The 22,455-nt window shown below is 71.5% G+C and carries 24 protein-coding genes and 1 pseudogene; 16 read left to right on the top strand and 9 right to left on the bottom strand.

Translation table 11 applies throughout. The features are described from left to right. Nucleotides 1-382: 382 nt before the first annotated feature. From P3T41_RS06560 to P3T41_RS06545, 4 genes and pseudogenes are all read right to left on the bottom strand, one after another. Nucleotides 383-793: an NUDIX hydrolase gene (locus P3T41_RS06560; RefSeq protein WP_280688566.1), complete on the bottom strand. Its 411-nt coding sequence runs from the start codon at nt 791-793 to the stop codon at nt 383-385. A gap of 2 nt (nt 794-795) precedes the next feature. Beyond that, a complete protein-coding gene (locus P3T41_RS06555) occupies nt 796-1,338 on the bottom strand; it encodes a flavoprotein (RefSeq protein WP_280688564.1) in 543 nt (180 codons plus the stop codon). A 58-nt stretch (nt 1,339-1,396) separates the two neighbouring features. Next, nucleotides 1,397-1,519: pseudogene (locus P3T41_RS06550) on the bottom strand (transcriptional regulator); the annotation flags it as partial. 48 nt (nt 1,520-1,567) lie between these two features. Beyond that, on the bottom strand, nt 1,568-2,614 hold the full coding sequence (locus P3T41_RS06545; RefSeq protein WP_280688562.1) for a tetratricopeptide repeat protein: 1,047 nt from the start codon (nt 2,612-2,614) through the stop codon (nt 1,568-1,570). A gap of 218 nt (nt 2,615-2,832) precedes the next feature. On the opposite strand from P3T41_RS06545, the gene P3T41_RS06540 reads away from it, so the two are divergent. From P3T41_RS06540 to P3T41_RS06500, 9 genes are all read left to right on the top strand, one after another. Further along, a complete protein-coding gene (locus P3T41_RS06540) occupies nt 2,833-4,179 on the top strand; it encodes a helix-turn-helix domain-containing protein (RefSeq protein WP_280688561.1) in 1,347 nt (448 codons plus the stop codon). After that, nucleotides 4,176-4,805: an HAD-IA family hydrolase gene (locus P3T41_RS06535; RefSeq protein WP_280688559.1), complete on the top strand. Its 630-nt coding sequence runs from the start codon at nt 4,176-4,178 to the stop codon at nt 4,803-4,805. Before P3T41_RS06540 ends, P3T41_RS06535 begins: the two co-directional genes overlap by 4 nt. 393 nt (nt 4,806-5,198) lie before the next feature. Beyond that, a complete protein-coding gene (locus P3T41_RS06530; RefSeq protein WP_280688558.1) occupies nt 5,199-5,654 on the top strand; it encodes an ATP-binding protein in 456 nt (151 codons plus the stop codon). Continuing rightward, nucleotides 5,651-5,815 (top strand): hypothetical protein, encoded by a 165-nt coding sequence (locus P3T41_RS06525; RefSeq protein ID WP_280688556.1) that lies wholly within the window; start codon nt 5,651-5,653, stop codon nt 5,813-5,815. The genes P3T41_RS06530 and P3T41_RS06525 overlap by 4 nt, the downstream gene beginning before the upstream one ends. A 94-nt stretch (nt 5,816-5,909) precedes the next feature. Then, a complete protein-coding gene (locus P3T41_RS06520; protein ID WP_280688554.1) occupies nt 5,910-6,050 on the top strand; it encodes a hypothetical protein in 141 nt (46 codons plus the stop codon). A gap of 14 nt (nt 6,051-6,064) precedes the next feature. Further along, nucleotides 6,065-7,255 carry a cupin domain-containing protein gene (locus P3T41_RS06515; protein WP_280688552.1) on the top strand — a complete coding sequence of 397 codons (1,191 nt, stop codon included), beginning with the start codon at nt 6,065-6,067 and terminating at the stop codon, nt 7,253-7,255. Beyond that, nucleotides 7,252-8,097: an aldo/keto reductase gene (locus tag P3T41_RS06510; protein WP_280688550.1), complete on the top strand. Its 846-nt coding sequence runs from the start codon at nt 7,252-7,254 to the stop codon at nt 8,095-8,097. Before P3T41_RS06515 ends, P3T41_RS06510 begins: the two co-directional genes overlap by 4 nt. A 16-nt stretch (nt 8,098-8,113) precedes the next feature. Further along, the gene (locus tag P3T41_RS06505; protein WP_280688548.1) at nt 8,114-8,902 is read left to right on the top strand and encodes a hypothetical protein; all 789 of its coding nucleotides are present in this window, start codon (nt 8,114-8,116) and stop codon (nt 8,900-8,902) included. Nucleotides 8,903-9,167: 265 nt separating this feature from the next. Next, nucleotides 9,168-10,475, top strand: a complete 1,308-nt coding sequence (locus P3T41_RS06500) for an erythromycin esterase family protein (RefSeq protein WP_348533632.1) — start codon at nt 9,168-9,170, stop codon at nt 10,473-10,475. Nucleotides 10,476-10,574: 99 nt separating this feature from the next. Here the strand turns inward: P3T41_RS06500 and P3T41_RS06495 are convergent, their stop codons facing one another. Then, entirely contained in the window at nt 10,575-11,261 is a 687-nt protein-coding gene (locus P3T41_RS06495; protein ID WP_280688546.1) for a hypothetical protein, read from the bottom strand. 88 nt (nt 11,262-11,349) lie between these two features. Here P3T41_RS06495 and P3T41_RS06490 point away from each other — a divergent pair, with 88 nt between their 5' ends. From P3T41_RS06490 to P3T41_RS06480, 3 genes are all read left to right on the top strand, one after another. Next, nucleotides 11,350-12,081 carry a class I SAM-dependent methyltransferase gene (locus P3T41_RS06490; RefSeq protein WP_280688544.1) on the top strand — a complete coding sequence of 244 codons (732 nt, stop codon included), beginning with the start codon at nt 11,350-11,352 and terminating at the stop codon, nt 12,079-12,081. Between the two features lie 37 nt (nt 12,082-12,118). Beyond that, nucleotides 12,119-12,718: a hypothetical protein gene (locus P3T41_RS06485; protein ID WP_280688542.1), complete on the top strand. Its 600-nt coding sequence runs from the start codon at nt 12,119-12,121 to the stop codon at nt 12,716-12,718. 92 nt (nt 12,719-12,810) lie between these two features. Then, nucleotides 12,811-13,410: a cation transporter gene (locus P3T41_RS06480; protein ID WP_280688541.1), complete on the top strand. Its 600-nt coding sequence runs from the start codon at nt 12,811-12,813 to the stop codon at nt 13,408-13,410. 73 nt (nt 13,411-13,483) lie between these two features. Here P3T41_RS06480 and P3T41_RS06475 read toward each other — a convergent pair whose 3' ends face one another. Further along, the gene (locus P3T41_RS06475; RefSeq protein ID WP_280688539.1) at nt 13,484-14,428 is read right to left on the bottom strand and encodes an alpha/beta fold hydrolase; all 945 of its coding nucleotides are present in this window, start codon (nt 14,426-14,428) and stop codon (nt 13,484-13,486) included. A 382-nt stretch (nt 14,429-14,810) separates the two neighbouring features. On the opposite strand from P3T41_RS06475, the gene P3T41_RS06470 reads away from it, so the two are divergent. Further along, a complete protein-coding gene (locus P3T41_RS06470; protein WP_280688537.1) occupies nt 14,811-16,448 on the top strand; it encodes a protein kinase in 1,638 nt (545 codons plus the stop codon). 7 nt (nt 16,449-16,455) lie between these two features. Here P3T41_RS06470 and P3T41_RS06465 read toward each other — a convergent pair whose 3' ends face one another. Then, complete coding sequence (locus P3T41_RS06465; protein WP_280688535.1) at nt 16,456-17,130, bottom strand: MerR family transcriptional regulator; 675 nt, start codon at nt 17,128-17,130, stop codon at nt 16,456-16,458. A 173-nt stretch (nt 17,131-17,303) separates the two neighbouring features. Here P3T41_RS06465 and P3T41_RS06460 point away from each other — a divergent pair, with 173 nt between their 5' ends. Next, nucleotides 17,304-18,296, top strand: a complete 993-nt coding sequence (locus P3T41_RS06460) for an MmcQ/YjbR family DNA-binding protein (RefSeq protein WP_280688533.1) — start codon at nt 17,304-17,306, stop codon at nt 18,294-18,296. Between the two features lie 131 nt (nt 18,297-18,427). Next, nucleotides 18,428-19,624 (top strand): histidine kinase, encoded by a 1,197-nt coding sequence (locus P3T41_RS06455; protein WP_280688532.1) that lies wholly within the window; start codon nt 18,428-18,430, stop codon nt 19,622-19,624. Between the two features lie 138 nt (nt 19,625-19,762). On the opposite strand, the gene tatA is transcribed toward P3T41_RS06455, so the two are convergent. Then, complete coding sequence (gene tatA, locus P3T41_RS06450; protein ID WP_280688530.1) at nt 19,763-20,041, bottom strand: Sec-independent protein translocase subunit TatA; 279 nt, start codon at nt 20,039-20,041, stop codon at nt 19,763-19,765. Between the two features lie 327 nt (nt 20,042-20,368). On the opposite strand from tatA, the gene P3T41_RS06445 reads away from it, so the two are divergent. Further along, on the top strand, nt 20,369-20,647 hold the full coding sequence (locus tag P3T41_RS06445; protein WP_280688528.1) for a hypothetical protein: 279 nt from the start codon (nt 20,369-20,371) through the stop codon (nt 20,645-20,647). 50 nt (nt 20,648-20,697) lie between these two features. On the opposite strand, the gene P3T41_RS06440 is transcribed toward P3T41_RS06445, so the two are convergent. Continuing rightward, the gene (locus tag P3T41_RS06440) at nt 20,698-22,437 is read right to left on the bottom strand and encodes a class I adenylate-forming enzyme family protein (RefSeq protein ID WP_280688526.1); all 1,740 of its coding nucleotides are present in this window, start codon (nt 22,435-22,437) and stop codon (nt 20,698-20,700) included. Between the last annotated feature and the right edge of the window lie 18 nt (nt 22,438-22,455).

Raw genomic sequence — 22,455 nt, 5'->3', positions numbered from 1 at the left:
ACACGTCGCGGCGCTTGCCGATGCTTGAGCCAGCTTTTGCGACCGCACTGGCCCGCTCACTCAGGGGGAACCTGACGACACTCTAGGCAGGGGCGCCACGTTTAGGGACGACGCCTGCAACAGTCTGGACCCCGGGCTTGCCACCGGATGCGCCCGCAGTGGCTGACCAGAGACCCGGCCCGACCGCGCGACTGGCAAGCCCATCAACCTGTACGACTGCCGAGTGCGGCAGACCCCACGTGGGCTGCGCACATGTCGACCGTACGCGATGGCAGAGGAATGCGATATGTCAGGAATAAGTGATCTCCGCCAGTAGAGAGCAACAGCCGTGGGGGTGACCATCAACTGGTGGCTGTCCCCACGGTCGCTCGGACGGGGTCCGTCAGGCCTTGAGAACGGCGTCCAAGTACTCCTGCACCGGCTCGAACAGCCCGTACGGCACGTACGGCGGGATCTCGGCGAGGGCCACCCACGCCACCTCGTCCACTTCCTCGGCGTCCGCCACCGTGGCGGTCCCACTCACGACTTCGCAGGCGGTGTACGACATGAGCCGCCCGGTCATGGGGTGGACGCGCTCGCCGAGAAGCTTGCCGGCGGCCACACCGAGGCCGGTCTCCTCCGCGGTCTCGCAGATGGCTGCCTCCTCTGGCGACTCGCCGGGCTCGATCTTGCCGGCCGGGAACTGCCAGGAGAGTTGGCCTTCGCTCACCCGCCGCCGCACCATCAGGACGCGGCCCCCACGGACCACGATCGCGGCGGCGATTCCCGGACGTTCGTCCGCAACATCCTGCACAGCTACTTCCTCTCCGTGATCGACCGCGCCACCGGGCGAAGCAGGTCGAGGACGTGGGTCCAGTTGTAGCTCTCACGGCCTCCGCCGGCCTTCGGCATGTGGGGCACGTAGTCGCCGATCAGGACGCCCATGGACCGGAGCCGGGCCAGGCTCTCGTCGTAGGCAGGGTGTGCCGCCTGGGCGGAGTTGACGTACGGCTGGACGGCCACCGGGATGCCGAGCCCGTACGCCTCGCAGAGGATGCCGAGCGCGAGCGTGTCCGAGATGCCGGCGGCCCACTTGTTGATCGTCGCGGGGGCGACCGCGATGGCGTCGGCCGGAGGTAGCGGCTGGGGGATGCTGGACGTGCGCCAAGCCGAACGGATCGGGTAGCCCGTCTGCGCCTCGACCGCTTCCTGATCGATGAAGCCGAGCCCGCTGGGGGCGGCGATCACGCCGACCTTCCAGCCTTCGGCGTGGGCAGCGGTGATCAGTTCGCTCACTCCGTCAGCGATGCCCGACGCGCAGACGACGACATACAGGAACGGCTCGCGGTGGTCGGTCAAAACCTGGACTCCCAACTCCTGCCAGAAACAGCGAAGTTCAAGGACAGTGCGCCGAGCTCCTGAGCGCTTTGCATCCTTCGGCCAGTCTGCCCTGCTGGCTGTACGCCCGTGCAGCCTCCACCCACAGTGCCGCCCGACGCTCCGGGACCGGGATGCGGACCTGGCAGTTTGGCCGCGCTGACGGGACACGCTCCGCGATGCGGAGTTGTTGGGGACTGGGTGCGTCGGCCTATTCGAGGGCTCCAGCGCGGTCGTCGAGTTCCTCGACGCCGGGGACATCGCGAAGCCGGTACAGACGGGCTCTCATGTCGTGGACGGCGTCTTGGACCTTGACCGAGCGGATGCCGTCCGCGCAGTCGAGGAACTCGGTCCAGGAGGCCATCGCGCCGTCCACGTCGTCCTGGCGGAGGCGGACGGTGCCGAGGTCGGCGAGGACGATGGCGCGGGTGCGGCGGCGGTCGAGGCCGTGGATGTCGAGCGCGTGGTGCAGGTGGTCCTGCGCGCTGGTGTAGTCGCCGAGTTGGGCGAGGATCATGCCGGCCTCGTGGGCCCAGCGGCCGATGCTGTAGTGCGAGGCCCACGATTCGCCCGGGACGCCGGTCGCGCGTTCGATCGAGGTCTGCGAGGCGGCGAGCGAGGTGGTGGCGGTGCGGCGGTCGCCGTCAAGGGCGGCAGCGTTGGCGAGGGTGGTCTGGTAGTAGGCCAGCGCCCGGGGGTCGTCGAGGCTCTTGGCCTGATCGACGCAGTCCTCGGCCACCCGGACCGCGGTCGCCCGGAAGCCGAGGTCGATCGCTTGGACCGCGAGGCCGCGCAGGGCGGTGGCGGCCAGTTCGGCGTCGCCTGCTTCGGAGGCAAGGCGGAAGGAGTGCGCGTAGTACTGCTGGGCGGCGTCCTGGTTGCCCTCGTCCTGGGCCATCCAGCCGGCGAGGTGGACGAGCTGGGCGGCGGCGGCGAACAGCTCGCGGCCGACCGCTTCGGTCCAGGTTCCGTCCAGCCAGGGGGCGACGTCGTCGTGGAGGTAGCGGACGGCGAGGTGGCGGGCGTGTCCGCCGCCGAGTTCGGCCGCCGCGTCGCCGAGGGACTTGGTCATCTGCCGGATCGCGGCGGCCTCGCCGCGGCCGACGTGGGCTGTGCCGCCGGATTTGGTCCGCACCCGACGCAGGACGGCGTCCGGGTCGGGCAGGCCCAGGGCCGCGAGCGCGTACGCGCTGGAGGCAGCCACGAAACCCCGGCGATCCACCACGTCCCTCCGGCTCAGCTCGATGACGGAATCCACGGTATCGCCACATCCTGGATGGGCCAGAACAGTTGGCGGATCATCAGCAGCACTCCCGTCACCGGGTGAAGGCGGTTGCCAAAGCATTGCCGGACCGCGCCCCCGCCGGATCGGATTCGCTCGGTCGAGGTATCCCAGGCGGTTCCCCTGTCAACAGAGCGGCTCCGGTCGTACGGTTGCCGTCGGTAGTTTCTCGAACACGGCCTTGGGGTTGTCCTGTGGCAGAGATCGACAAGCTGATCGGCGCTCGCATCGCCAAGGCGCGTAAGCGGAAAGGGTGGCCGCAGGCTCTTCTCGGGGATCTGGCCGAGCGCTCGGAGTCGTGGGTCTCCCAGGTGGAGCGAGGGGCGATCCCGCTCGACAGTGTGGTGACAGCTGAGAAGTTGGCCGGGCTGTTGGAGGTGGCCACTCCATATCTATTAGCGTTCGATGTGCGCCATCCGGTGGCGGAAGTTGACGCGCCGTCACTCGGCTCACACCGGCCTTCTCCGGCTTCGGCACGCACGGCGAGGCTCGATGCGGAAAGCTCAGATGCTGTGCTGCGACGAACGTTCAACCTCGGCGCCCTCGCGGGCGTGACCACTGCCCTTGCCGGATTGTCCCCGGATGCCCAGGCCCAGACCGCCCAGTCGCCCCGTGGCACCCTGGACCGCCCGACCGTGGATGAGCTGCGGTCCAATGGCGCCTTCTACCGCCGCTCCTACAAGAGCTTCCCGGCAGCCACGCTGGTACCGGTGGCACACAGTCAGATCGAGCTGGTGCTGTCGCTGCGGCCCAAGGATCAGCCGGCCGAGCTACGGACCTTGCTGCTCGCGCACATGGCCGAAATGGCCTGCCTGGCGGCCTGCCTGCTGTCTCTTGACCTGGCTGATCGTCAGAAAGCCGACTCCTATATGGACATGGGCTATGAGATCGGCAAGGAGATCGACAGTCCCGAGCTGCTGGCACTCGTCCTGGGTGGCAGGGCCTTCAACGCCTCCTACGGCGGCGACCCGGAGAGCGGGTTGGATTACGCGCTCGCCGCGGTGGACCGCGCCGAGCGCGGGGCGTCTCGGCGGATGCTGGCCTGGACGAACGCTGTCGCCTCCGAGATGTACGCCTCGACCGGCGACGACCACGGCTTCGGCTCCTCGCTGGAGGAGGCCCGCACCGTGCTGTCCGGCCCGATGGACGACGAACGCTGGGGCGGGATCGCCTGGTTCGACCTGTCCAAGGCTGACGCCTACGAGGGCAGCGACCTGGTCCGCCTGGGTCGCTACCGCGAGGCTCTGCCGTCCCTGGACCAGGCGATCGACCGGCTGCCGGAGGAGATGATGCGCCACCGCTGCACCGCCTACATCTCCCGGGCCGAGGCCAACGCCGGCGCCAACGACATCGAGGCCGCGTGCGCCGACGGCCAGGCCGCACTGGACCTGGTGGAGAAAGTCCAGCACCGCGAGACCCTGCGCCGGGTATCTGAGCTGCACCGCAGCCTCCGCCCCCACCGCACAGTGGCCGTCCGCTCGTTGGGCGAGCACGTGATCGACACCCGAACCCTCCTCAAGACCGCCGGGAGTACCGTATGAGCCGCCGCATGGGCCTGATCCTCGATTTCGGCGGGGTGCTGACCACCAGTGTCCCGGCCTGCGCCGCCGGCTTCGATCGCCGCGCCGGCCTGGCTGAGGGCACCTTTCTGTCGATGATCGCGAAGAACCCCGAGGGCGTTGCCCTCTACGCCGACCTGGAGCGCGGTGCGATCACCCAGACCGAGTGGAACGAACGGACCGGCACCCTGCTGGGCATCGACGGCACCAACCTGCTCGGCCGAGTCCTGGAGGACCTGCACCTCGAACCGTCGGTGATCGCCGCCTCCGAGGCCGCCAGAATGGCCGGGATCAAGGTCGGCATCTTCTCCAACAGCCTCGGCTCCGAGCCCTGCGACCCCTATCTCGGCCATGACTTGGTGGCGAACTACGACGCGGTCCTGATCTCCGAGCGCTACAAGGCTCGCAAGCCCGACCCGATCCTCTATCGAACGATGCTCGACCTGATGGACCTGCCCGGCGAGGCATGCGTGTTCGTGGACGACACCGCCCGCAACCTCCCACCGGCCGAGGAGCTCGGCATCGCGACCATCCTCGCCACGGACCCGGCGACCACGATCGAGCAGATGGAATCCCTGCTCGGCCTGCGATTGACCGAAGAGGTCTAGACCGACCCGCAATGTCGTTGCGGGTCCGCAACGCGCTTGCGGATGCGTTCCGTTGCCGGGCGGCACTGTGGTCTCCGAGCCGCCCCGGGGTGGCTGACCAAGCCGCACAGGCCCCTCGCTGGCCGGGGTGCCCGACCGGAACCGAGACACAGATGACCACTGCCGACCGCTCCTCCCATCCGTGGAGGCTGAACAGCGCCTCTGCCTCGCTGGTCGACCCGTACAAAAGCGTGCCAGCCGGGCCCCCGCCCGAGTGTCGACCGGCAGCCGGGAGACCGCGACCGCCGACCGCATCCTGCTGGACGAGCACCGCAGCGTGAACGGCCGGTGCGTGCGCTGCGAGAGCCCGTGGCCGTGTCGGGTGACGATCGAGGTCAGGGCCAGGAGTGCAGCGTGAACGACCGCCCTGCCGACGTGTTCCACGTCCAGTCCGCCGACGGTGCCGTAGCCCAGGCCCGGCACCGTATCGCCTCGGCCATCAGAGAGTTGGGCCTCCCGCTGTCCCCGCACGCGGTGGCCGACGTGCTGCTGTGCGCCAGCGAGATCATCACCAACGCGCTGATTCACGCGGGTGGTGAGTGCTGGGTGCGGACCGAGTGGACCGGCCGCCACCTCAAAGTCGAGGTGACCGACCGCTCGCTTCGACTCCCTACGGTGCTCACCCCCGACTTCGAGAAGGGATCAGGACGCGGGCTCACCTTGGTCGACTCCCTGACCTGTTCCTGGGGTTGGGAGCGGAGGGAGCAAGGCAAGGCGGTCCACTTCCTGGTTACCGCCGACGCAGCCCTGACCGCTGATGAACGCCTGGGTGCCCTGGTGCGAAGCGCACACCAGAAGGCCACCGCGTGAGTGAGCAGCCGATCCTCACCTTCACCGTCAGCACGCAGGACGAGAGCGGCGAACTGGTCGAGCTCAAGCGCGAAGAGCACACCGGCAACGACCAGCTCAGCTACCTGCCCCGCTACGAATCCTGGCCACTCTGCGACTGCCCCCGCTGCCGCCGCAGCTGACCCCCAAGACTCCTCCCCATCCGGGGAGGTTGCACCACCACTGCTGAGCTCCCCGCCGGAGAGGCCGGTGGGAGATGTCCGAGAGGAGAACCCGATGGAGAACACCATGCCCGCCGCTCCGGAGGAGGACGGGGGCGGCCTGCTGGTCGCCGTCCGTAGCATCCGCGCCGCGCGTTCCCGCGCCGACATGCCGTCCGACAACACGGGCGGCAAGTCCGACCAGAACGACACCTGAGCCGGACGCCCACGATGCATGATTCCGCTTCGTGGGCGGTGCGCCTGGGTGGGGACCTGTTCCTCACCCAGGCGTTCCACCGCTCCTACGCCGTCTTCCCGGCTGACGGGACCAACATGGCTCCCCTCCTGTCCTGGGACGATCTGAACACCGTTCTCGCCACACACCGCATGGAGCCGCCGAGGCTGCGGTTGTCGCAGGATGGCGAGACGGTTCCCCTGGACCGGTACTCGGCACCGATCACCAACCGACGCGGGGTGACCTGGAACCGCGTCCATCCCGCCGAGCTTCACGCCCGGCTCGCCGAAGGCGCTTCCCTGGTCGTGGACGCGATCGACGCGATTCACCCGCCGATCGGTGCCGCCGCTGAAGCCCTGGAACGCTTCGTCGGTACTCCCGTACAGACGAACGCTTACGCCTCCTGGACAGAGCACGAAGGTTTCGGCCGGCACTGGGATGACCACGACGTGGTCGTGGTCCAGCAGCACGGAGCGAAGCGCTGGCGTCTGTGGGAGCCCACCCGGACGGCACCTACTTTCCGCGACGTGGAGTCCCCGGAGGAACCCGACGGTGAACCGGTCGCGGACATCGTCCTCAACCCCGGTGATGTCCTCTATCTGCCGCGCGGATGGTGGCACACCGTCACCGCAGACCAGGGCACCGAATCCCTTCACCTGACGTTCGGTCTCGTCACGCACACCGGATCCGGCCTCATCAGTTGGCTGGCCGACCAGATGCACCACGACACCAGCATGCGGCTGGACATCCCCCGCCACGCCGAACCGGCGGCTAAGGCCACGTATCTGGACGCCTTGCGAGCCGCGATGATCAGCGCCCTGGCCGACCCGGCGCTGATCGACCAGTGGGCGGATTCCGTTGACACCAACCACTTCGGACGCCCAGCCCCTTCCCTGCCGTACGTGGACGCGCTTCCCCCGCGCCGTGAGATCACTGTCAGGCTCACCGCAGCTCGCGCCAAGCTCACCGCTAACCCCGAGGTGGGAACAGTGACTCTCTCTGCGGCCGGCACAGAGTGGGATTTCGCGGACCAAGCCGCCCCGATGCTCCTCGCACTCCTCAGCGGCGAACCCGCCACTCTTGGAGAACTCGCCGACGCCGCCGGCCTGGAGGTCAAGGATGTGGCAGGCGTCCTGTCCGTCCTCATCAAGGGTCAAGGCGCCGCCGTCGTCAAGGCGGCACGTTGAACGCGGTCCTCGGGCTGGGGACCTACCGGGTGCGCGCCGTCAGTGAGGCGGCGCGCACCGCCCTCTCGGCGGGAGCATCCTGGATCGACACCGCGCCCAACTACGCGCATGGCTACGCACACCGTGCCCTCGCCACCGCCCTCGTCGAGCACCCGGCCGCCAGGGTGGCGACGAAGACAGGGTTCGACCCGGACGGACGGCACAGTCTCGCCCCCGCGTTCGTCCGCGCGCAGACCGATCGCTCGCTCGCCGACCTCGGTCGGGCCGACCTGGTGTTCGTCCACAATCCCGAGCGGTCCGGCCACGATCGCCGGCAGCTACACGAGAACCTTCTGGCCGCGTTCGCCGTGTTGGAGGATTTCGTGCACGCCGGTCGCATCAGCGGATACGGTGTCGCCACATGGTCCGGCTTCACCTCGCAGGCGTTCACTGTCGCGGAGCTGATCACCTTGGCACGCGACGCCGCCGGGTCGCAGAGTCACCACCTAGCCGGGGTGCAGATGCCGGTGAGCCTGGTCATGGCCGAGCCCATCACCCAGGCTCTCAACGGAACCGGGCCACTTGTGCATGCTCGCGACGCCGGGCTCACCACCTTCGCGTCCGCACCCCTTCACGGTGGCGAACTCCCCAGCCTGATGACCCCGGAACTGGTGAATCTCATCCATCCGGGATCTAACCCGCACGCAGCCGCGTTCCACGTCGTCGGCTCCTGCCCGGCGTTGGATGTCGTCCTCACCTCGACCAGCAGCCGCGAACACTGGGACGGTGCCACAACGGCTCTCGCCCACCCGATCCCCGAAGCCCGACTCCGGAAGGTGCTAGATGTCCTTTCAGCCGGATGACGCAACCCGCCACCGCATGGAAGGTGCACACGCCAAGGCCGCCGCCTTCCTCGGTCTCGCCTGCTCCGGCCCGTCCGTCTTCGGTACCTCCGGCACCACCATCGGCCGCCGGGCCGAAGACGTCTGGCTTCGCGTCTCCTGCAACAGCCGCCGCCACGCTCCCCGGCCAGCCGGCCAAGGAGCCCTCGGAGCGGAGCAGTTCATCTCGGCGTCCGTTCCGCGCCCACGGCTGCACGACGCCTTGGACTGGACCGAGGCCGGCTGCTTCTACCAGGCTGACGTCTTCGACTTCACGGGGCCCGTGGTGTCTGCGACACCGGACCTGCGCGACGACCCGAAGCTGGGGGACAGTTGGTGGGCCGGTATGAAGAGCGCGTTGAACGGCATCGCCACGGCCCCCGGTACGAAGGTCACCCTGCGGCCGGCATGGATGGCGGAGGTGTTTCCGAATTACCTCGGCATCCCGGCCCCCACCAAGGTCGAGCGGATCACCGGTCACGGAGATCTGCACTGGGCCAACCTGACCGCGCGGCCGTTCATGATCCTGGACTGGGAGCGCTGGGGACTCGTCCCGGTCGGCTACGACCCCGCGCTCCTGTGGGTGAGCAGCCTTCTCGTCCCCGCAGTCGCGAACCGCATCCGCGCGGAGTTCTCCGACATCCTCGACACCCCGGCGGGACGTGTCGGCCAGCTGGCCGCCCTCGCGGAGATGCTCCAGGCCGTCGACCGGGGGTACTACCCGGAACTGGCCCCTCTCCTCGCTGACGCGGCGCACCGGCTCACCGGGGTTCGCCCTGCGCACTGATCACGGCCCTGGCGTGGGGCGTTGTGGTGGCGAGGAGTCGGCAGACACACGCCCGGTGATCTCAGACGCTGGCGCTGCCCAGCCCGCCTGCACGTCCGGAGCGCCGGATCCCGAAGCCCGGTTGTGGGGTTATCCCCAGGGAAAGTGTCGGGTCGGCCCCAGCGCGCCCAGGCTGCCACGAGAGTGATCATCTTCTCAACAGCACTTGACATCACCTGGGTTGAGGAGTGATCACATGATCCGAAGTGGGAAGCGGCTAGCTGCCGTGGCTATCGTCCTGGCCACGACGCTGGCTCCCGCGACGGCCGCGTACGCGTCACCGGCGGTGTCCGCCTCCGCCAGCGCGCCGGACCCCGTCCACGCGCTGGACCGGATCGCCCACCCGCTGCTCTCGGCGGAGCCGGGCACCGGCACAGCTGACCTGCGGCCGCTCGGGGTGATGGTCGGCGACGCCAAGGTGGTGGGCCTGGGCGAGGCCACGCACGGCTCGCACGAGTTCTTCGCGCTGAAGGACCGGGTCTTCCGCTACCTCGTCGAGCAGAAAGGATTCACCACCTTCGCCCTGGAGATGAGCTGGTCGGCGGGGCTGCGGATCGACGACTACCTCCAGCACGGCAACGGCGACGCACGGCAGGTCGTGCACGAGACGATGGCAGGTTCCCCCTGGGACCGCGAGGAGTTCGTGACCCTCGTCCAGTGGATGCGCGACCACAACCGCCAACACCCCGATCACCCGGTCCACTTCCTGGGCGACGACATCGGCGCGCCCAGCCTCGGCGCGCCCGTCTTCGACGCGGTCACCGACTACGTCCGGCGGACCCATCCGGAGTCCCTGCCGCGCCTGAACGACCTCCTCACCGGCCTGCGGCCCCTCGACGACGCCATCGGCTACCTGAACCGACCGCTCGCAGAACGGCAGCAGAACGCAGCCACGGCACAGCAACTGCTCGAGCTGATGGAAAGCCAGGGAAAGCCGGGAAACGACGACTTCGAGTTCGCCCTGCAGAACGCCCGCAACATCGCCGAGACCTACACCTTCCTCACCGTCAACGTCGACGACCCTGCCTCGTTGACCGCCATGGAGCGCTACCGCGACCAGGTGATGGCCGAGACCACGACGTGGTGGCAGCGGCGCACCGGCGGCAGGATCCTGCTGTCGGCCCAGGACGACCATGTCGGCTACACCGCCACCGACCCGACGACGTATCCGAAGACCCAGGGCGCGTTCCTCCACGACACCCTGGGCGCGGACTACCTCGCCATCGGCACCACCTTCGACCGGGGATCCTTCCTCTCCAAGGACCAGGCGCTCGGCGGCGACTGGAAGACGTTCACCGTCCCCCCTGCCGGCCCCGGCACGAACGAGTACACGCTCGACCAGGTCCGGTACCGCGACTACTACGCCGACCTGCGCAAGGCCCCGGCCGCGGCTCGCACCTGGCTGGACGTCTCGCGCCCGACGTACGACGTCGGCACGCAGTTCCCGGTCGACCCGACGCCCGAGCTCGCCATCGGCCGGGCCTATGACGTCCTGGTCCACCTCCACACCGTCCGAGAGGCGAGGAAGCTGTAGCACCCGGGGGCCGGCCGGCGCGGCTACAGGGTCCGGCCGCCGGCCGCTCGTCCTTCGACATCAGCGGCATGACCAACGTATCGGGTCACGTGAGCTCGCCTACCAGCCTTCGTACCAGATGCCACCGATGGGGCCGCGCTTCGTAACGGCCCGGATGCCTGGCGGCAGGACGGCGGCGCTCAGGTCGCCACGGATGTGCTGGTAGAGGGTCGGCGCGGGCAGTCCGACGGTCTGGATCCAGCCCTTCCCGTGGACGTGGCCGGCCGCGGCCAGCTCCTCCGCCTGTCCTGGCGGGGCGAGATCCGTGTTGTAGACCTGGCAGATCGTCTGATTGGTGTCTGCGAAAGCGAACCGTGCCGCGTAGGCCCACCGGTCCCGGTTCAGCCAGACGTAGAGGACGACGGGTTTGCGCAGCACCGACACGAACCAGTCCGCGGACTGCTGGGCCAACTCCTCGATCGTGCCGGTCGCCTCCAGCGCCCAGCTGGACGGGTGGTCGGTCAGTGTGTAGAGCTGGTTGTGCAGTCGGTCACCCCGGACCCGGTCACCGTAGAAGTGCACTCCGATGTCGACCAGGTGGAGGGGTAGGCCGGGATCGCAGAAGTCCAGGTAGGCCACCAACGAGTCCCGCTCATCGGAACGCCCGACCAGGCCCTCGACGCCAGCGGCGGCCCACGAGGCGGTGCGTTCGCGCAGAGCTTCCACAAAGGCGAGCTCGGTGGCGCTGAACTCGTAGAAGTCGTCCTCGTCCGGTTCGTCGATCGCAAACCAAGGGTTCTCGGGCATGGCCCGGAGCCTAGGGTCGACGCCCGTCGTGGGACCAGCGGATTGTTAATCGGTTGTCGGTGCGCGGGAGTTGGCCGACACTGCCACGGTGATCTCAGACGCTGACGCTGCCGTGATGTACGACGTGCTGAACCCGTGGGATCCCGCCCACTGGCCCGGCGACCGCTTCTACGCCGAGCTGGTCATGGCGGCGGATTCGGTCCTGGACGTCGGCTGCGGGACGGGCGCGATGCTGATCCTCGCGCGTGAGCAGGGCCATCGCGGCCGCCTCGTCGGCCTCGACCCCGACCGGGCGGCGCTGAACCGGGCCGCCCGCCGCGCGGACGTCGACTGGGTCGAGGGGGTGGCCGCACAAGCGACGAGCGGGGCCGGCTTCGACCTTGCCACGATGACCGGCCACGCCTTCCAGTTCCTCCTCACCGAGGCCGACCTGCGCGCCTCGCTGACCGCGATCCGCGCGGCCCTGCGCCCGGGTGGCCGCTTCGTGTTCGAAACCCGCCACCCGCAGGCGCGGGCCTGGGAGGGGTGGAACCCGTCGAACGTCGGCGACGTCGACTTCCTCGGTCGCCAACTGCGCGTCTGGCACGAGGTCGACTCCGTCGTCGACGACGTGGTGACGTTCCACGGCACGGTGGCCGAGCCGGACGGCACCGTGCTGCGCGTCGATTCGGAGAGCCTGCGCTTCCTCGAGGTCCGGGCACTCAACGCGCTCCTCGCCGACGCGGGCTTCGAGATCGAGGCGCAGTACGGCGACTGGGATCGCGAGCCGATCACCGCGGCCAGCCGCGAGATCATCACCATCGCCCGCCGCCCGGGCTAGAGCGGATCGTGTCAGTGCGGCTCGGTAGCTTCCGGGCATGGGCATCTACCTGGTGAGCGTCGGCGCGGCGGAGTGGTTCGACGTGGTGGGGGACGGCTACGGCGAACTCGCGGCCGCGCTCAACGTGGAGCTGCGTCGGCGTGGGCTGCCGCCGTACGAGTCCGTGCCCGAGTCGATGCCCGAAGGGGCGGAGTTCGTGCCTGGTTCGGGGCAGTCCTTCGAGGAGAAGCTGAGCCCTGGGATGGACGGCTTCGGCGAGCTCTGCCGACGTCACCTCTCGCAGGCCGAGGCCGAACTGCTCAGCTGCTGGACGGTCTTGGTGCCCTGCTCCATCGAGGGGGAGATCCGGTTGCCGGTCGAATCCGCCTACTTCGACGAGACGATCGTGCTCGGTGCTCCCCAACTACTGGCGGTCGCAGAGAAGTTGGCGTCGGCTGTCGAACTGCCGCCCGAGGTCCCGGCGATGTGTGACAACCTCGAGCTGAGCATCTGGTTCATGGACGGTTCGGCGAAGGAGCTGGCGGCGGCGCGGCCGGGGCGGTGGAGCGAGGACCTGGACGCGGCGTTCTACGTCGCGCTGTACCTCCGGGCGGCGCAGCACTCGCTCCGGCGCGGGTGCCCGTTGGTGTTCGGCTAGCTTCCGGGGCTCCGCCGCGCGGGGGACCGCCGGGCCGCCACGATGCGAGCGGTTCTGGCGGGCGTGAGGTGGTGCCTGGCAGACTGCGGCCGGTGCCGACTGTTCGCGAGATCTCCCGTCAGGCCCTGATCCGCCGGGGCATCGCCCTCGAGTGCGCCACCCTCGGCTGGAACGTCGTCGGCATCGCCGTGCTCGCCGTGGCCGCCCTCGCCGCCCGGTCGGTGGCGCTGGCCGGGTTCGGCCTGGACTCGCTGATCGAGATCGGCGCCTCCACCGTCGTCCTCTGGGAGCTGACCGGGACCGGCAAGGCGCGCCAGCAGCTCGCCCTGCGGCTGATCGGCGGCGGCTTCGCGCTGCTGGCCGGCTACCTGGCGATCCAGTCGACCCTCGTGCTGGTCACCGGCTTCCGTCCGCACCACTCGCCGCTGGGCGTCGTCTGGACCGCCGTCACCGCCGGTGTGATGTTCGCCCTCGCGGCCGGCAAGGCCCGCACGGGGGCGGCGCTCGACAACCCGGTGCTGCGCACCGAGGGCCGGGTGACGCTGATCGACGGCCTGCTCGCCACCGCGGTGCTGCTCGGGCTGCTGCTCAACGGCGCGCTCGGCTGGTGGTGGGCGGACCCGCTGGCGGGGTACGTGCTGGTGGGGTACGCGGTGCGTGAGGCGCTGGAGATCTTTCGGGCCGAGCGCTGACCAGGCGTCGGGCGGGCGGGCAGGAAACGCCGCTGGGCCCGTCCCCGGAACGGGCTCAGCGACGTGGGCCGGCTCAGCCGGTCAGGTTGGCCGAGCAGTCGGCCTCGCCCACGTGGGCGGGGTCGAGCGCGTGCCGGACCTCGTGCAGCACCACCAGGTCGGTGGCCATCAGCACGTGGTCGGGGTGGTTGAGCGGGCAGAGCGCCTGGACCGTCACGTTCTCCACGTTCGGGCCGCTGAGGAACTGCGAGGTGTACGGGGTGACCACCTCGTCGTCCTCGGTGGCGATCACCGTGTAGTCCACGCCCGGCATGGTGTCGCCGCCCGCGTTCAGCTGGTCGAGCGTGGCCGAGCCGACCTCCTGGTCCGCGCAGGCGGGGCAGGCGGAGCTGACCACGGCCTGGGCGCCGGGGAACGACTGGGCCAGCGTGGTCAGGCCGTCCAGCGTGGTGCCGTGGTTGCTCGGGGCGAGCCCGACCAGGGTGTGCACCTTGGCCGCGCCGCCGTCGAACTTGAGGTAGTACCGCGGCATCATGCCGCCCTGGCTGTGGCCGACGAGGTCGACCTGGCCGCTGCCGGTCGCCGCCAGCACGCCGTCCACGAAGGTGGCCAACTGCTGGGCGGAGTCGGCCACCGGGGCGATCGCCCGCAGCACCGGCACGTTCGGCACCGCGCCGTAGGTCAAGGCGTAGACGCAGTAGCCGTTGGCGGCCAGCGCGGGGGCGATGGTCAGCCAGTTGACCGAGCCGTTGGCGAAGGTGCCGTGGACCAGCACGACCGGGCGCGGGTGGGCCGCGCTCGGGTGGCAGGACCAGTCGTTGGCCCCGGGCACGCCGGGGGCGGCGAGCGCCTGCGCGGCGGCGATCGGGTCGCCGCCGCTGCCGCGGACGGCGGCCTGGGCGGGGTCGGCGGCCCCGGCCAGCGCGGCGCCGAGCAGGCCGCAGCCGGCGGCCAGCGACGCGAGGCGGCGGCCGAAGCCGGTTCTGGGCAGGGGTGGGCGCAGGGGTGTTCCAGACATGGCTGTCCTCCGGGTGGGGTAGGAGGTGTGCGAACGGCGCGTGGGGGTGCGCCGAGGAACTGGCCGGTAAGTTACTTCCGCGTTAAGCACTTGGCCAGACACCGCGCACGAAGTGACACCTTGAGGGGCCGGCCGTGCCGGTGGTCGGCGAGTCTCGGCGGGTGCTCGGTGGTCCTGTACGAACGACGGCAACCGGCCGGCGCGAACCCACGTCCGTACTCACCGGGCGTCCACACCCGGATGCCCGTACCAGAGGCCCGCGTCGGATCCGCCGATACCCTCTGCGGTACCCCGACTGGGGGTATGTCGCGATGATGCCGGATCATGGCGCGAGTGCCGGGCGCGTGAGTACCCGGCCGATGGAGTGTGAGGAGCGGGACCAGTGATCGGACGAGCACTGAACGGCCGTTATGAACTGGTCGGGATCCTCGGGGTGGGCGGCATGGCCACCGTGTACCACGGCATGGACCGGGTGCTCGGCCGGCCGGTGGCGGTCAAGGTGCTCAACAACGCGCTGGCCGACGACCCGAGATTCGCCGAGCGGTTCGGCCGAGAGGCCCAGCACGCCGCGATGCTGGTGCACCCGCGGATCGCCATGGTCTTCGACTCCGGCATGGACGAGGGCTCCCCGTACATCGTGATGGAGCTGATCCGGGGCCGGTCGCTCGCCTCGGTACTGGCCGAGCAGGGGCCGCTGCCGATCGAGCGGGCGGTCGGGATCGCGGCGGCGATGTGCGAGGCACTGGAGGTCGCGCACGCGGCCGGCCTGGTGCACCGGGACGTCAAGCCGGCCAACGTGATGATCACCGACGACGGCGGTGTCAAGGTCGTCGACTTCGGCATCGCCCGCGCCTCGGCCGCCGGGCAGCAGCTGACCCAGACCGCCACCGTGCTCGGCACCGCCGCCTACCTGTCGCCCGAGCAGGCCACCGCGGGCGAGGTGGACGGCCGCACCGACCTCTACGCGCTGGGCTGCGTGCTCACCGAGATGCTCACCGGGCAGCCGCCGTTCACCGCCGAGACGCCGGTCGCGACCGCGTTCAAGCAGGTCACCGAGGAGGCCGCGCCGGTCAGCCGGCAGCGCCCCGACGTGCCGCCCGCACTCGACCTGGTGGTGGCGCGCCTGCTGGCCAAGCGCCCGGCGGACCGGCCGGCCAGCGCGGGCGCCGCCCGGGCGGAGCTGCTCGCGGCGGTGACCGTGGCGGGGGTGGTGGACCGCACGGCGGAGCTGCTGGCCACGCCCATGCCCACCCCGGGAACGGGGACTGGGACGGGGACCGGGACGGACGGCGATCGCACCACCATGCTGCCGCCGATGCCGGGCCCGATATCCGAGCCGCGGCCGTTCGGTGGCGGGGCCGCGCCCACCTCGGTGCTGGCCGCGCAGTCCGAACACCCCGGCCGCGACGGCTTCGTAGGTTTCGACGGCCACTACGCGGACGGCGCCGACTCGGCCGCCCCCGCCGGGCGCCCGCGCCGCACCATGGCGCTGGTGCTCGGAGCGGCGGGGCTGGCGGTGCTGGGCCTGGTCGGCGCGCTGGTCTTCGCCAACCCCTCCTCCTCGACGGGCAGCAGCGGGCAGCAGAGCAGCACACCGCCCGCCGCCGGCTCGACCGCCGCTGCCCCCGGCGCCCCCGCGCCGAGCACCGTGCCGAGCCAGCCGACCTCGCCGGCCAAGCCCAGCCCGGCGACCCCGGTGGCCGCGATCGGCGCGCTGCGCGCCGAGATTGCCGCCGCCCCGCTGCCGAAGGACCGGCAGGCGCCGCTGGTGCACACGCTGGACGTCGCCGCGGCGGCGGCCACCGCCAACAAGCCGCAGGACGCGGTCCAGGCGCTGAAGGCGGCGCAGAAGCAGGTCCGGGACCTGGCGAAGAAGCACACGGTGGACGCTCAGACCAACGCCTCCTGGCAGCACCAGCTCGGCTCGATCATCAACTCGCTGAACGCCCAGGGCGGCGGCGCCAACGACCCGGGAAACGCCATCGACCCCGGCAACGTCGGTGACAACGGCGGCAACTGACGCTTCGTCAGAGAACCGTAGGGGCGGTGAAGGTCCGCCGCGAGGCGTCCTCCTGGGCGAGCCGCCGCAGGGTGGCGAGCAGCGCGTCACCCAGCACCGTGCCGAGCACCGCGCCCTCCAGCCGCCCGTCCGGGTCCGCCCGTCGGTCGACCAGCGCCAGCTCGGCGGCGGCCAGCCGTTCGGCCGCCGTCGCGTACTCGTCGAGCAGCTCCAGCAGGTCGGGTCGACCGAGTTCGTGCAGGGTGCGGATCAGTTGCGCGAGTGACGCGCAGGCCGGCCCGCCGGGCCGCACCTGCCAGCCGCGTTCGACCACCCAGGCGGCCGCCGCGTCGAGCGCCGCCCGCCCGGCGGGGTCCGCAGGCGGCGCGCCGGCGCGATCCGCGTCCGGTTCCGCCGGGGCGCCGCAGGCCGGGGTGACCGCGCGCCGCGCGATGCCCAGGGTGTCGGGCAGCGAGACCTCGGGCGCGTCGAGCGGGCCGAGCACGTCGCGGGCGGCAGCGACGGAGAGCCCGCCGACCTCCAGCAGTGCGCGAACAAGTCGCAGCCGCCGGACGTGCCGCTGGCCGTACTGCGCCTGGTTCGGGCAGGTCAACTCACCGGCCGGGACCAGGCCTTCGCGCAGATAGAACTTGATCGTGGGCACCGGAACCCCGGTCTGCCGGCTCAACTCCCCGACGCGCACAGGCCGACCTCCTCTCCCGCCCAGGAGCAGCGGTGATGTCCGCAAAGCCTAGGGGTGGCGCGGTCGCCGCAACCAGACCCTTGCGAGCCTTGAGTGTCCGTCAGTTGTGGCAGGATCCCGCCGAGGGGCGCGCCGTCGGGGCCGCGCCCGGGTGGCGTGAACGGGGTGGCGCGATGGCGACAGCCGAGCAGGTCCGGGCGATGGCGATGGCGCTGCCGCGCACCGAGGAGCACCTGATCCGGGACCGGGTGAAGTTCCGGATCGGCCGAATCGTCTACCTGGCGCTCTCGCCGGACGAGACGCTGCTCGGCTTCGCCTGCCTCAAGGAGGAGCGGCCGATGCTGCTGGCCACCGAGCCCGACACGTTCGTGCCCCCGGTCCCCTCGGACGAGCGGTACAACTGGCTGCGCCTGCGGCTGGCCGCGGTGGCCGAGGACGAGCTGCGCGAGATCGTCGAGCAGGCCTGGCGGCTGTGCGTCCCCAAGCGGGTGGCCGCCGAGTACGAGGCCTCCCGGCTCGCGCCCGGTCCGAACCTGGCCCGACTGCGGGCGGCCGCCGCCGTCTTCGCCGGGTACGGCGACGGCGTGGACGCCGGCTGGGAGCGCTGGGCGGCTACCACCGCGCCGATCCCCGACCTGGCCCGGCCCGAGCACCGCGAGGCGCTGCACCGCTGGCTCAACTCCTGGGGCTGCCGCATCCGTTACCCGCGCCCGGGCGAGCCCGATCTGTTCTCCGCGGCCCTCGCCGGCTGGTGGACCGAGTACGGCGCGACCCTGCCGGACCCGGAGCCGGAGACCACCATCACCAGCTTGACGGAGCGTCAGATCACCGCGCTGGCCGAGGCCTACGCCGCGCTGGCCGCTCTGCGGGTGTCGCCCAGCCGCACCCTGGGTCCGACCGCCGCGGCCAAGGCGCTCTACGCGCTGCGCCCGGCCGCCGTGATGCCCTGGGACGCGGCCATCGCCGCCCGGCTGCACGGCGCCCGGGACGGCGCGGCCTTCCACCGCCACCTGCGCAGCGGCCGGGCTTGGGCCCGCGCGGTGCTCGCCGAATCCGGCCTCACCGAGGCCGAGTTGCCGGCCGCGCTGGGGCGGGGGACGGTCCCGCTGGCCAAGGTGCTGGACGACTACCTGTACGTGACGATCACCGCCGGCGAGGCGCTGTGACCGGTGCTCGGCCGGCGAGGAGTGACGGGTCGGCTCAGCTGGAGGCAAGCCCTGCCGGTTGCTGTTGAGCGGGTGTCGGCTCCGGCTGCGCGGCTGGTCAGCAGGGTGGCTCCGTCCCTATGCTGCGGGCCATGGTGAGTGAGCGGGTCGCCCGCGCGAAGGCCGAGGCCGAGCGGCGGCGCAACAGCCAGGTGACCCGGTTGCGCCCGCTGGGCTGGCTGCTGCTGGCCGCCGTCGCCGTCACGGCCTGGACGAGCTCGGTGCCGCCGGGTCTGGCCGGGCGGCGACTGGTCGTCAGCCTGGCGCTGCTCGGCTTCGCCGTCCCGCTGGCGGTGGTCGGCTCGGGTCGCCCGGGGGCGGCCGACCGGGTCCTGCTGCCCCTGCTCGGCCTCAGCTGCGCCAGTGCGCTGCTGCTCACCGCCGTGGAACCCGGCGCCCTCAACGTACTGCCGGTCTCCGGCGCCGTGATGACCTGCTTCATCCGGCTCGACCAGCGGCGCGCGCTGCTCGTCGGTGGGAGCACGACGCTCGCGGTGGCCGTCATCCTGAGGTTGACGTTCCACCAACCGCTGGTGACGATCAGCTCCGTGGTGCTGCTCTGCGTGGTGCTCGCGGTCACCGCCCGGCTGCTGCGGATCAGCCGGGACAGCCATGACCGCACCGAACTGCTGCTCGCCGAGCTGGCCGACGCCCGGGAGGCGGAGACCAGGGCGGCGGCCGACGCCGAACGGGCCCGGATCGCGCGCGAGCTGCACGACGTGCTGGCCCAGTCGCTCTCGGCCCTGGCCATCCAGCTGGAGGGGGCCCGCACGCTGGCCGATCGGGAGCCGGTGGCCCCGCTGCTCCGGCAGATCATCGGCCGCTCGGTCGAGCTGACTAGGGAGGGCCTGGTCGAGGCCCGGCACGCCGTCGGTGCACTGCGCGGCGACCGGCTGCCGGGCCTGGCGGACCTCGCCGGGCTGGTCGAGCGCAGTGGCCGGGACCTGCGGCTCGAGGTCGCTTTCGAGGTCAGGGGAGCCAGGCGTCCGTGCGAGCCGCAGGCCGAGTTCGCGCTCTACCGAGGGGTGCAGGAGGCGCTCACCAACGTGGCCCGCTACGCGAGCGGGGCACCCGCCGAGGTGGTCCTCGACTACCGCGCCGAGCCGCTCCGGCTCACCATCGCCAATGCGGCGGCAGCCGAGATCCCGGGAGCCGAGGCCGCCCGCCCGAGCGGTGGCGGCGGCAACGGCCTGCGCGGGATGCGCGAGCGGATCGAGCGGGTCGGCGGCGCCGCCGAGGCCGGTCCGACGCCGGCCGGCTGGCTGGTCACGCTGGAGGTGCCGGCCTGACCGGCCATCCACTGTCAGATCGGCAGATATAGGGACATAACAGGCAATCGTCCCGAGCGGTGGGGTCGCCCCCCCGCGCACGTCGAAGCCCCTGACGGGCCGCCCGAGGGCAGCCGCGTCAGGGGCTTCGGAAGCCGATCAGGCGGCGGTGTGGTTCGTCTTGGGGGTCTCGTCAGCCTTGGTGACGTTGACCGGGGCCACCGCGGGCCGCTCCTGCTCGGTGGCAGTCGAGCTGGCCGTGGTGTTGTCGGTGACCGGAGCGTCGTCCTCGCGCATGGCCTTGGTCTCGGCCTTCAGGATGCGCATGGACTTGCCCAGGCCACGAGCCATCTCCGGCAGCTTCTTGGAGCCGAACAGGAGGATGACGACAGCCAGCACCACCAGGAGGTGCCAGGGCTCCAGACCGTTGCGGAACATCCCTGACCACCGGTCCCTTCGGTTTTCTCGCGGTTGCTGGGTCGGACGGAGCCGTCCGACCCAGCCAGTATGCCTGGCCCCGCGGCGGAACGTATACACCGCTCGGGAAACGGTGGTCAAAGAGCGGGTGACAGCGGCATCTTCGGCGCGTTGCGTCCCCGTGTGGCCTGGACCACTACGGCGGTGCCGGTCCACCGGGTGAATCGCGAGCGCGCGGGTGCGGCGCGCCGGTCCGGCTCCGGACCCCGGCGCGCGCAGCGGCCCGCCGACGCTCGGTCGGACCCGTCCGGCGTGCGGGTGGTCGGCGGCTCACTGATCGTGAGTCGTATGACGACCAATCAGAAGATCTTCGAAGGGTTCCAGCTCAACCGGAAGCTGCTCGGCGCCGGGCTGCTGCTCGGCGGTGTCGGCGCGGTGGCGGGGCTGCTGGGCACGACGCTGGTCGGGGTGGCGCTGGCCACCGCCGGCCGAGGCTGGGTCCGGCAGCTGGACACCGCGCCCACCGAGCGCGCGTCCCGAGCCCTGCAGCAGGCCCGGGCCGCCTCCCAGGCCGGCCTCGACGCCTGGCGCAACGCGAACGTGTCCGACCAGGCCTCGCTGAACTGACGCATGCCCTGCCGAACCGGGCCGAGCCGGACCCCCGAGCTCCCCCGCGCCTACCGCTCGGCCGGCCCCGGGCGGACCTCGGCGCGCAGCTCGCGCTTGAGGAGCTTCCCGGTCGGGTTGCGCGGCAGCGGCTCGGTGCGGAACACCACGTGCGCCGGCACCTTGAAGGCCGCCAGCCGGCCCGCGACGTGCCGGCGCAGCTCTTCGGCGTCCGCGCTCGCACCGGGGCGCAGCCGGACCACGGCGGCCACCTCCTCGCCGAGGGTGGCGTGCGGCACGCCGAGCACCGCCGCGTCCTCGATGGCCGGGTGGTCGTGCAGCACGCCCTCGACCTCCACGCAGTACACGTTCTCGCCGCCCCGGATCACCAGGTCCTTGAGCCGGTCCACCACGTAGACCTCGCCGTCCCGGACGCAGGCGAGGTCGCCGGTGCGGAACCAGCCGCCGGCCTCGGGGGGCCCGTCGAAGGCGGCGGCCGTGGCCTCGGGGTTGTGCCAGTAGCCGCGGAACACCGACTGCCCGCGCAGCCACAGCTCGCCGACCTCGCCCTCGGGCAGCCGCTCGCCGGCCGGGTCGGCGATCCGCACCTCCAGAGCGGGCGAGGGGCGGCCGATGCTCTCGGGGTGCTCCAGGTAACGCGCGCCCACGTTGCCGATCACGCCGCCGCAGACCTCGGTCAGGCCGTAGCCGTTGCGGGCCTCGACCCGGCTGTCGAACTGGCGGTGGATCCGGCGCGCCAGCTCGGGCGGTGCGGCGGCGCCGCCGGTGGCGATCGTGGTCAGGCCGGTCAGCGGCAGCCCGCGCCGCTCGGCGGCCTCCAGCAGGCCCAGCGCGGTGGTCGGCACCCCGCTGTAGAGGGTGACCCGGTGGCGGTCGATCAGCTCCAGCGCCGCCTGCGGGTCCCACTTGCGCAGCAGCACGGCGCAGCCGCCGCTCGCCATCAGCGGGAAGAGCGTGGTGAAGGCGGCCACGTGGAAGAACGGGAAGGTGAGCAGGACGGTGTGCGGCCGCAGCGCCGCGAGGTCCTGGCCGGCCGCCAGCGCGGCGGTGGCGCCGAAGAACCGCGGGTTCACGGTGGCGGCGCACCAGGCGGCCTGGGTGGCGACCACGCCCTTGGGGCGGCCGGTGGTGCCGGAGGTGTACAGGATGGTGGCGTCGTCCTCGGGAGAGATCGCCACCTCGGGGGCCGACACGCCGTCAGTGGGGGCCGGCAGTCGCTCGAACCGCTCGGTGCGCGGTGTTTCCGGGTCGGCCGGCGAGGTGACGCCGACCGTCAGCAGCCACGGGCGCCCGCCCCGCTCCTGCTGGGCCGCCAGCCAGGGCTCGATCCGCTCGGTCCGCTCCGCGTCGGCCACCACCAGGCCGGGCGTGCAGTCGTCCAGCGCGTAGGCCAGCTCCTGGGCCGACCACCAGCCGTTCAGCGGGACCGCGATCAGGCCGGCCAGCTGGGTGGCCCAGAAGGCGACCTGCCACTCGGGCAGGTTGCGCATGGCGATCGCCACCCGGTCGCCGGGGCGCAGCCCGTACTCGGTCAGGCAGCGGTGGGCCAGGGCGGCGGCGGCCGCGTAGTGCTCGGCGTAGCTGTAGCCGCGGCCGTCCAGCAGCAGGAACGGTCCGGCGCCGTGTGCCCGGGTCGTCTCCAGGAAGTCGCGCAGCACGGCGGGGGCGTTCGCGTAGCGCCGGCCGCGCGGAGTGTCGACGGTGGCGAACGGGGTGCCGGGAGCGCAGAGCGCGGCCTGCACCCTGGTCACCACGGCGAGCGAGTTGCTGGACGGGACAGGGCTGGTCAAGGCGGCCTCCACGATGCG

The organism is Kitasatospora sp. GAS204B, assembly GCF_029892155.1.
Lineage (GTDB): Bacteria > Actinomycetota > Actinomycetes > Streptomycetales > Streptomycetaceae > Kitasatospora.
Note: the sequence above shows the minus strand (reverse complement) of the source record. Positions and strands in the feature narration are given on the sequence as shown.

Coding starts and splice junctions, on each gene's coding strand:
- P3T41_RS06535 (WP_280688559.1), top strand. CDS start 4,176: ATGAGCCGCCGCATGGGCCTGATCCTCGATTTCGGCGGGGTGCTGACC.
- P3T41_RS06520 (WP_280688554.1), top strand. CDS start 5,910: ATGGAGAACACCATGCCCGCCGCTCCGGAGGAGGACGGGGGCGGCCTG.
- P3T41_RS06515 (WP_280688552.1), top strand. CDS start 6,065: ATGCATGATTCCGCTTCGTGGGCGGTGCGCCTGGGTGGGGACCTGTTC.
- P3T41_RS06505 (WP_280688548.1), top strand. CDS start 8,114: ATGGAAGGTGCACACGCCAAGGCCGCCGCCTTCCTCGGTCTCGCCTGC.
- P3T41_RS06495 (WP_280688546.1), bottom strand. CDS start 11,261: ATGCCCGAGAACCCTTGGTTTGCGATCGACGAACCGGACGAGGACGAC.
- P3T41_RS06485 (WP_280688542.1), top strand. CDS start 12,119: ATGGGCATCTACCTGGTGAGCGTCGGCGCGGCGGAGTGGTTCGACGTG.
- P3T41_RS06475 (WP_280688539.1), bottom strand. CDS start 14,428: ATGTCTGGAACACCCCTGCGCCCACCCCTGCCCAGAACCGGCTTCGGC.
- P3T41_RS06460 (WP_280688533.1), top strand. CDS start 17,304: ATGGCGACAGCCGAGCAGGTCCGGGCGATGGCGATGGCGCTGCCGCGC.
- P3T41_RS06455 (WP_280688532.1), top strand. CDS start 18,428: ATGGTGAGTGAGCGGGTCGCCCGCGCGAAGGCCGAGGCCGAGCGGCGG.
- tatA (WP_280688530.1), bottom strand. CDS start 20,041: ATGTTCCGCAACGGTCTGGAGCCCTGGCACCTCCTGGTGGTGCTGGCT.
- P3T41_RS06445 (WP_280688528.1), top strand. CDS start 20,369: ATGACGACCAATCAGAAGATCTTCGAAGGGTTCCAGCTCAACCGGAAG.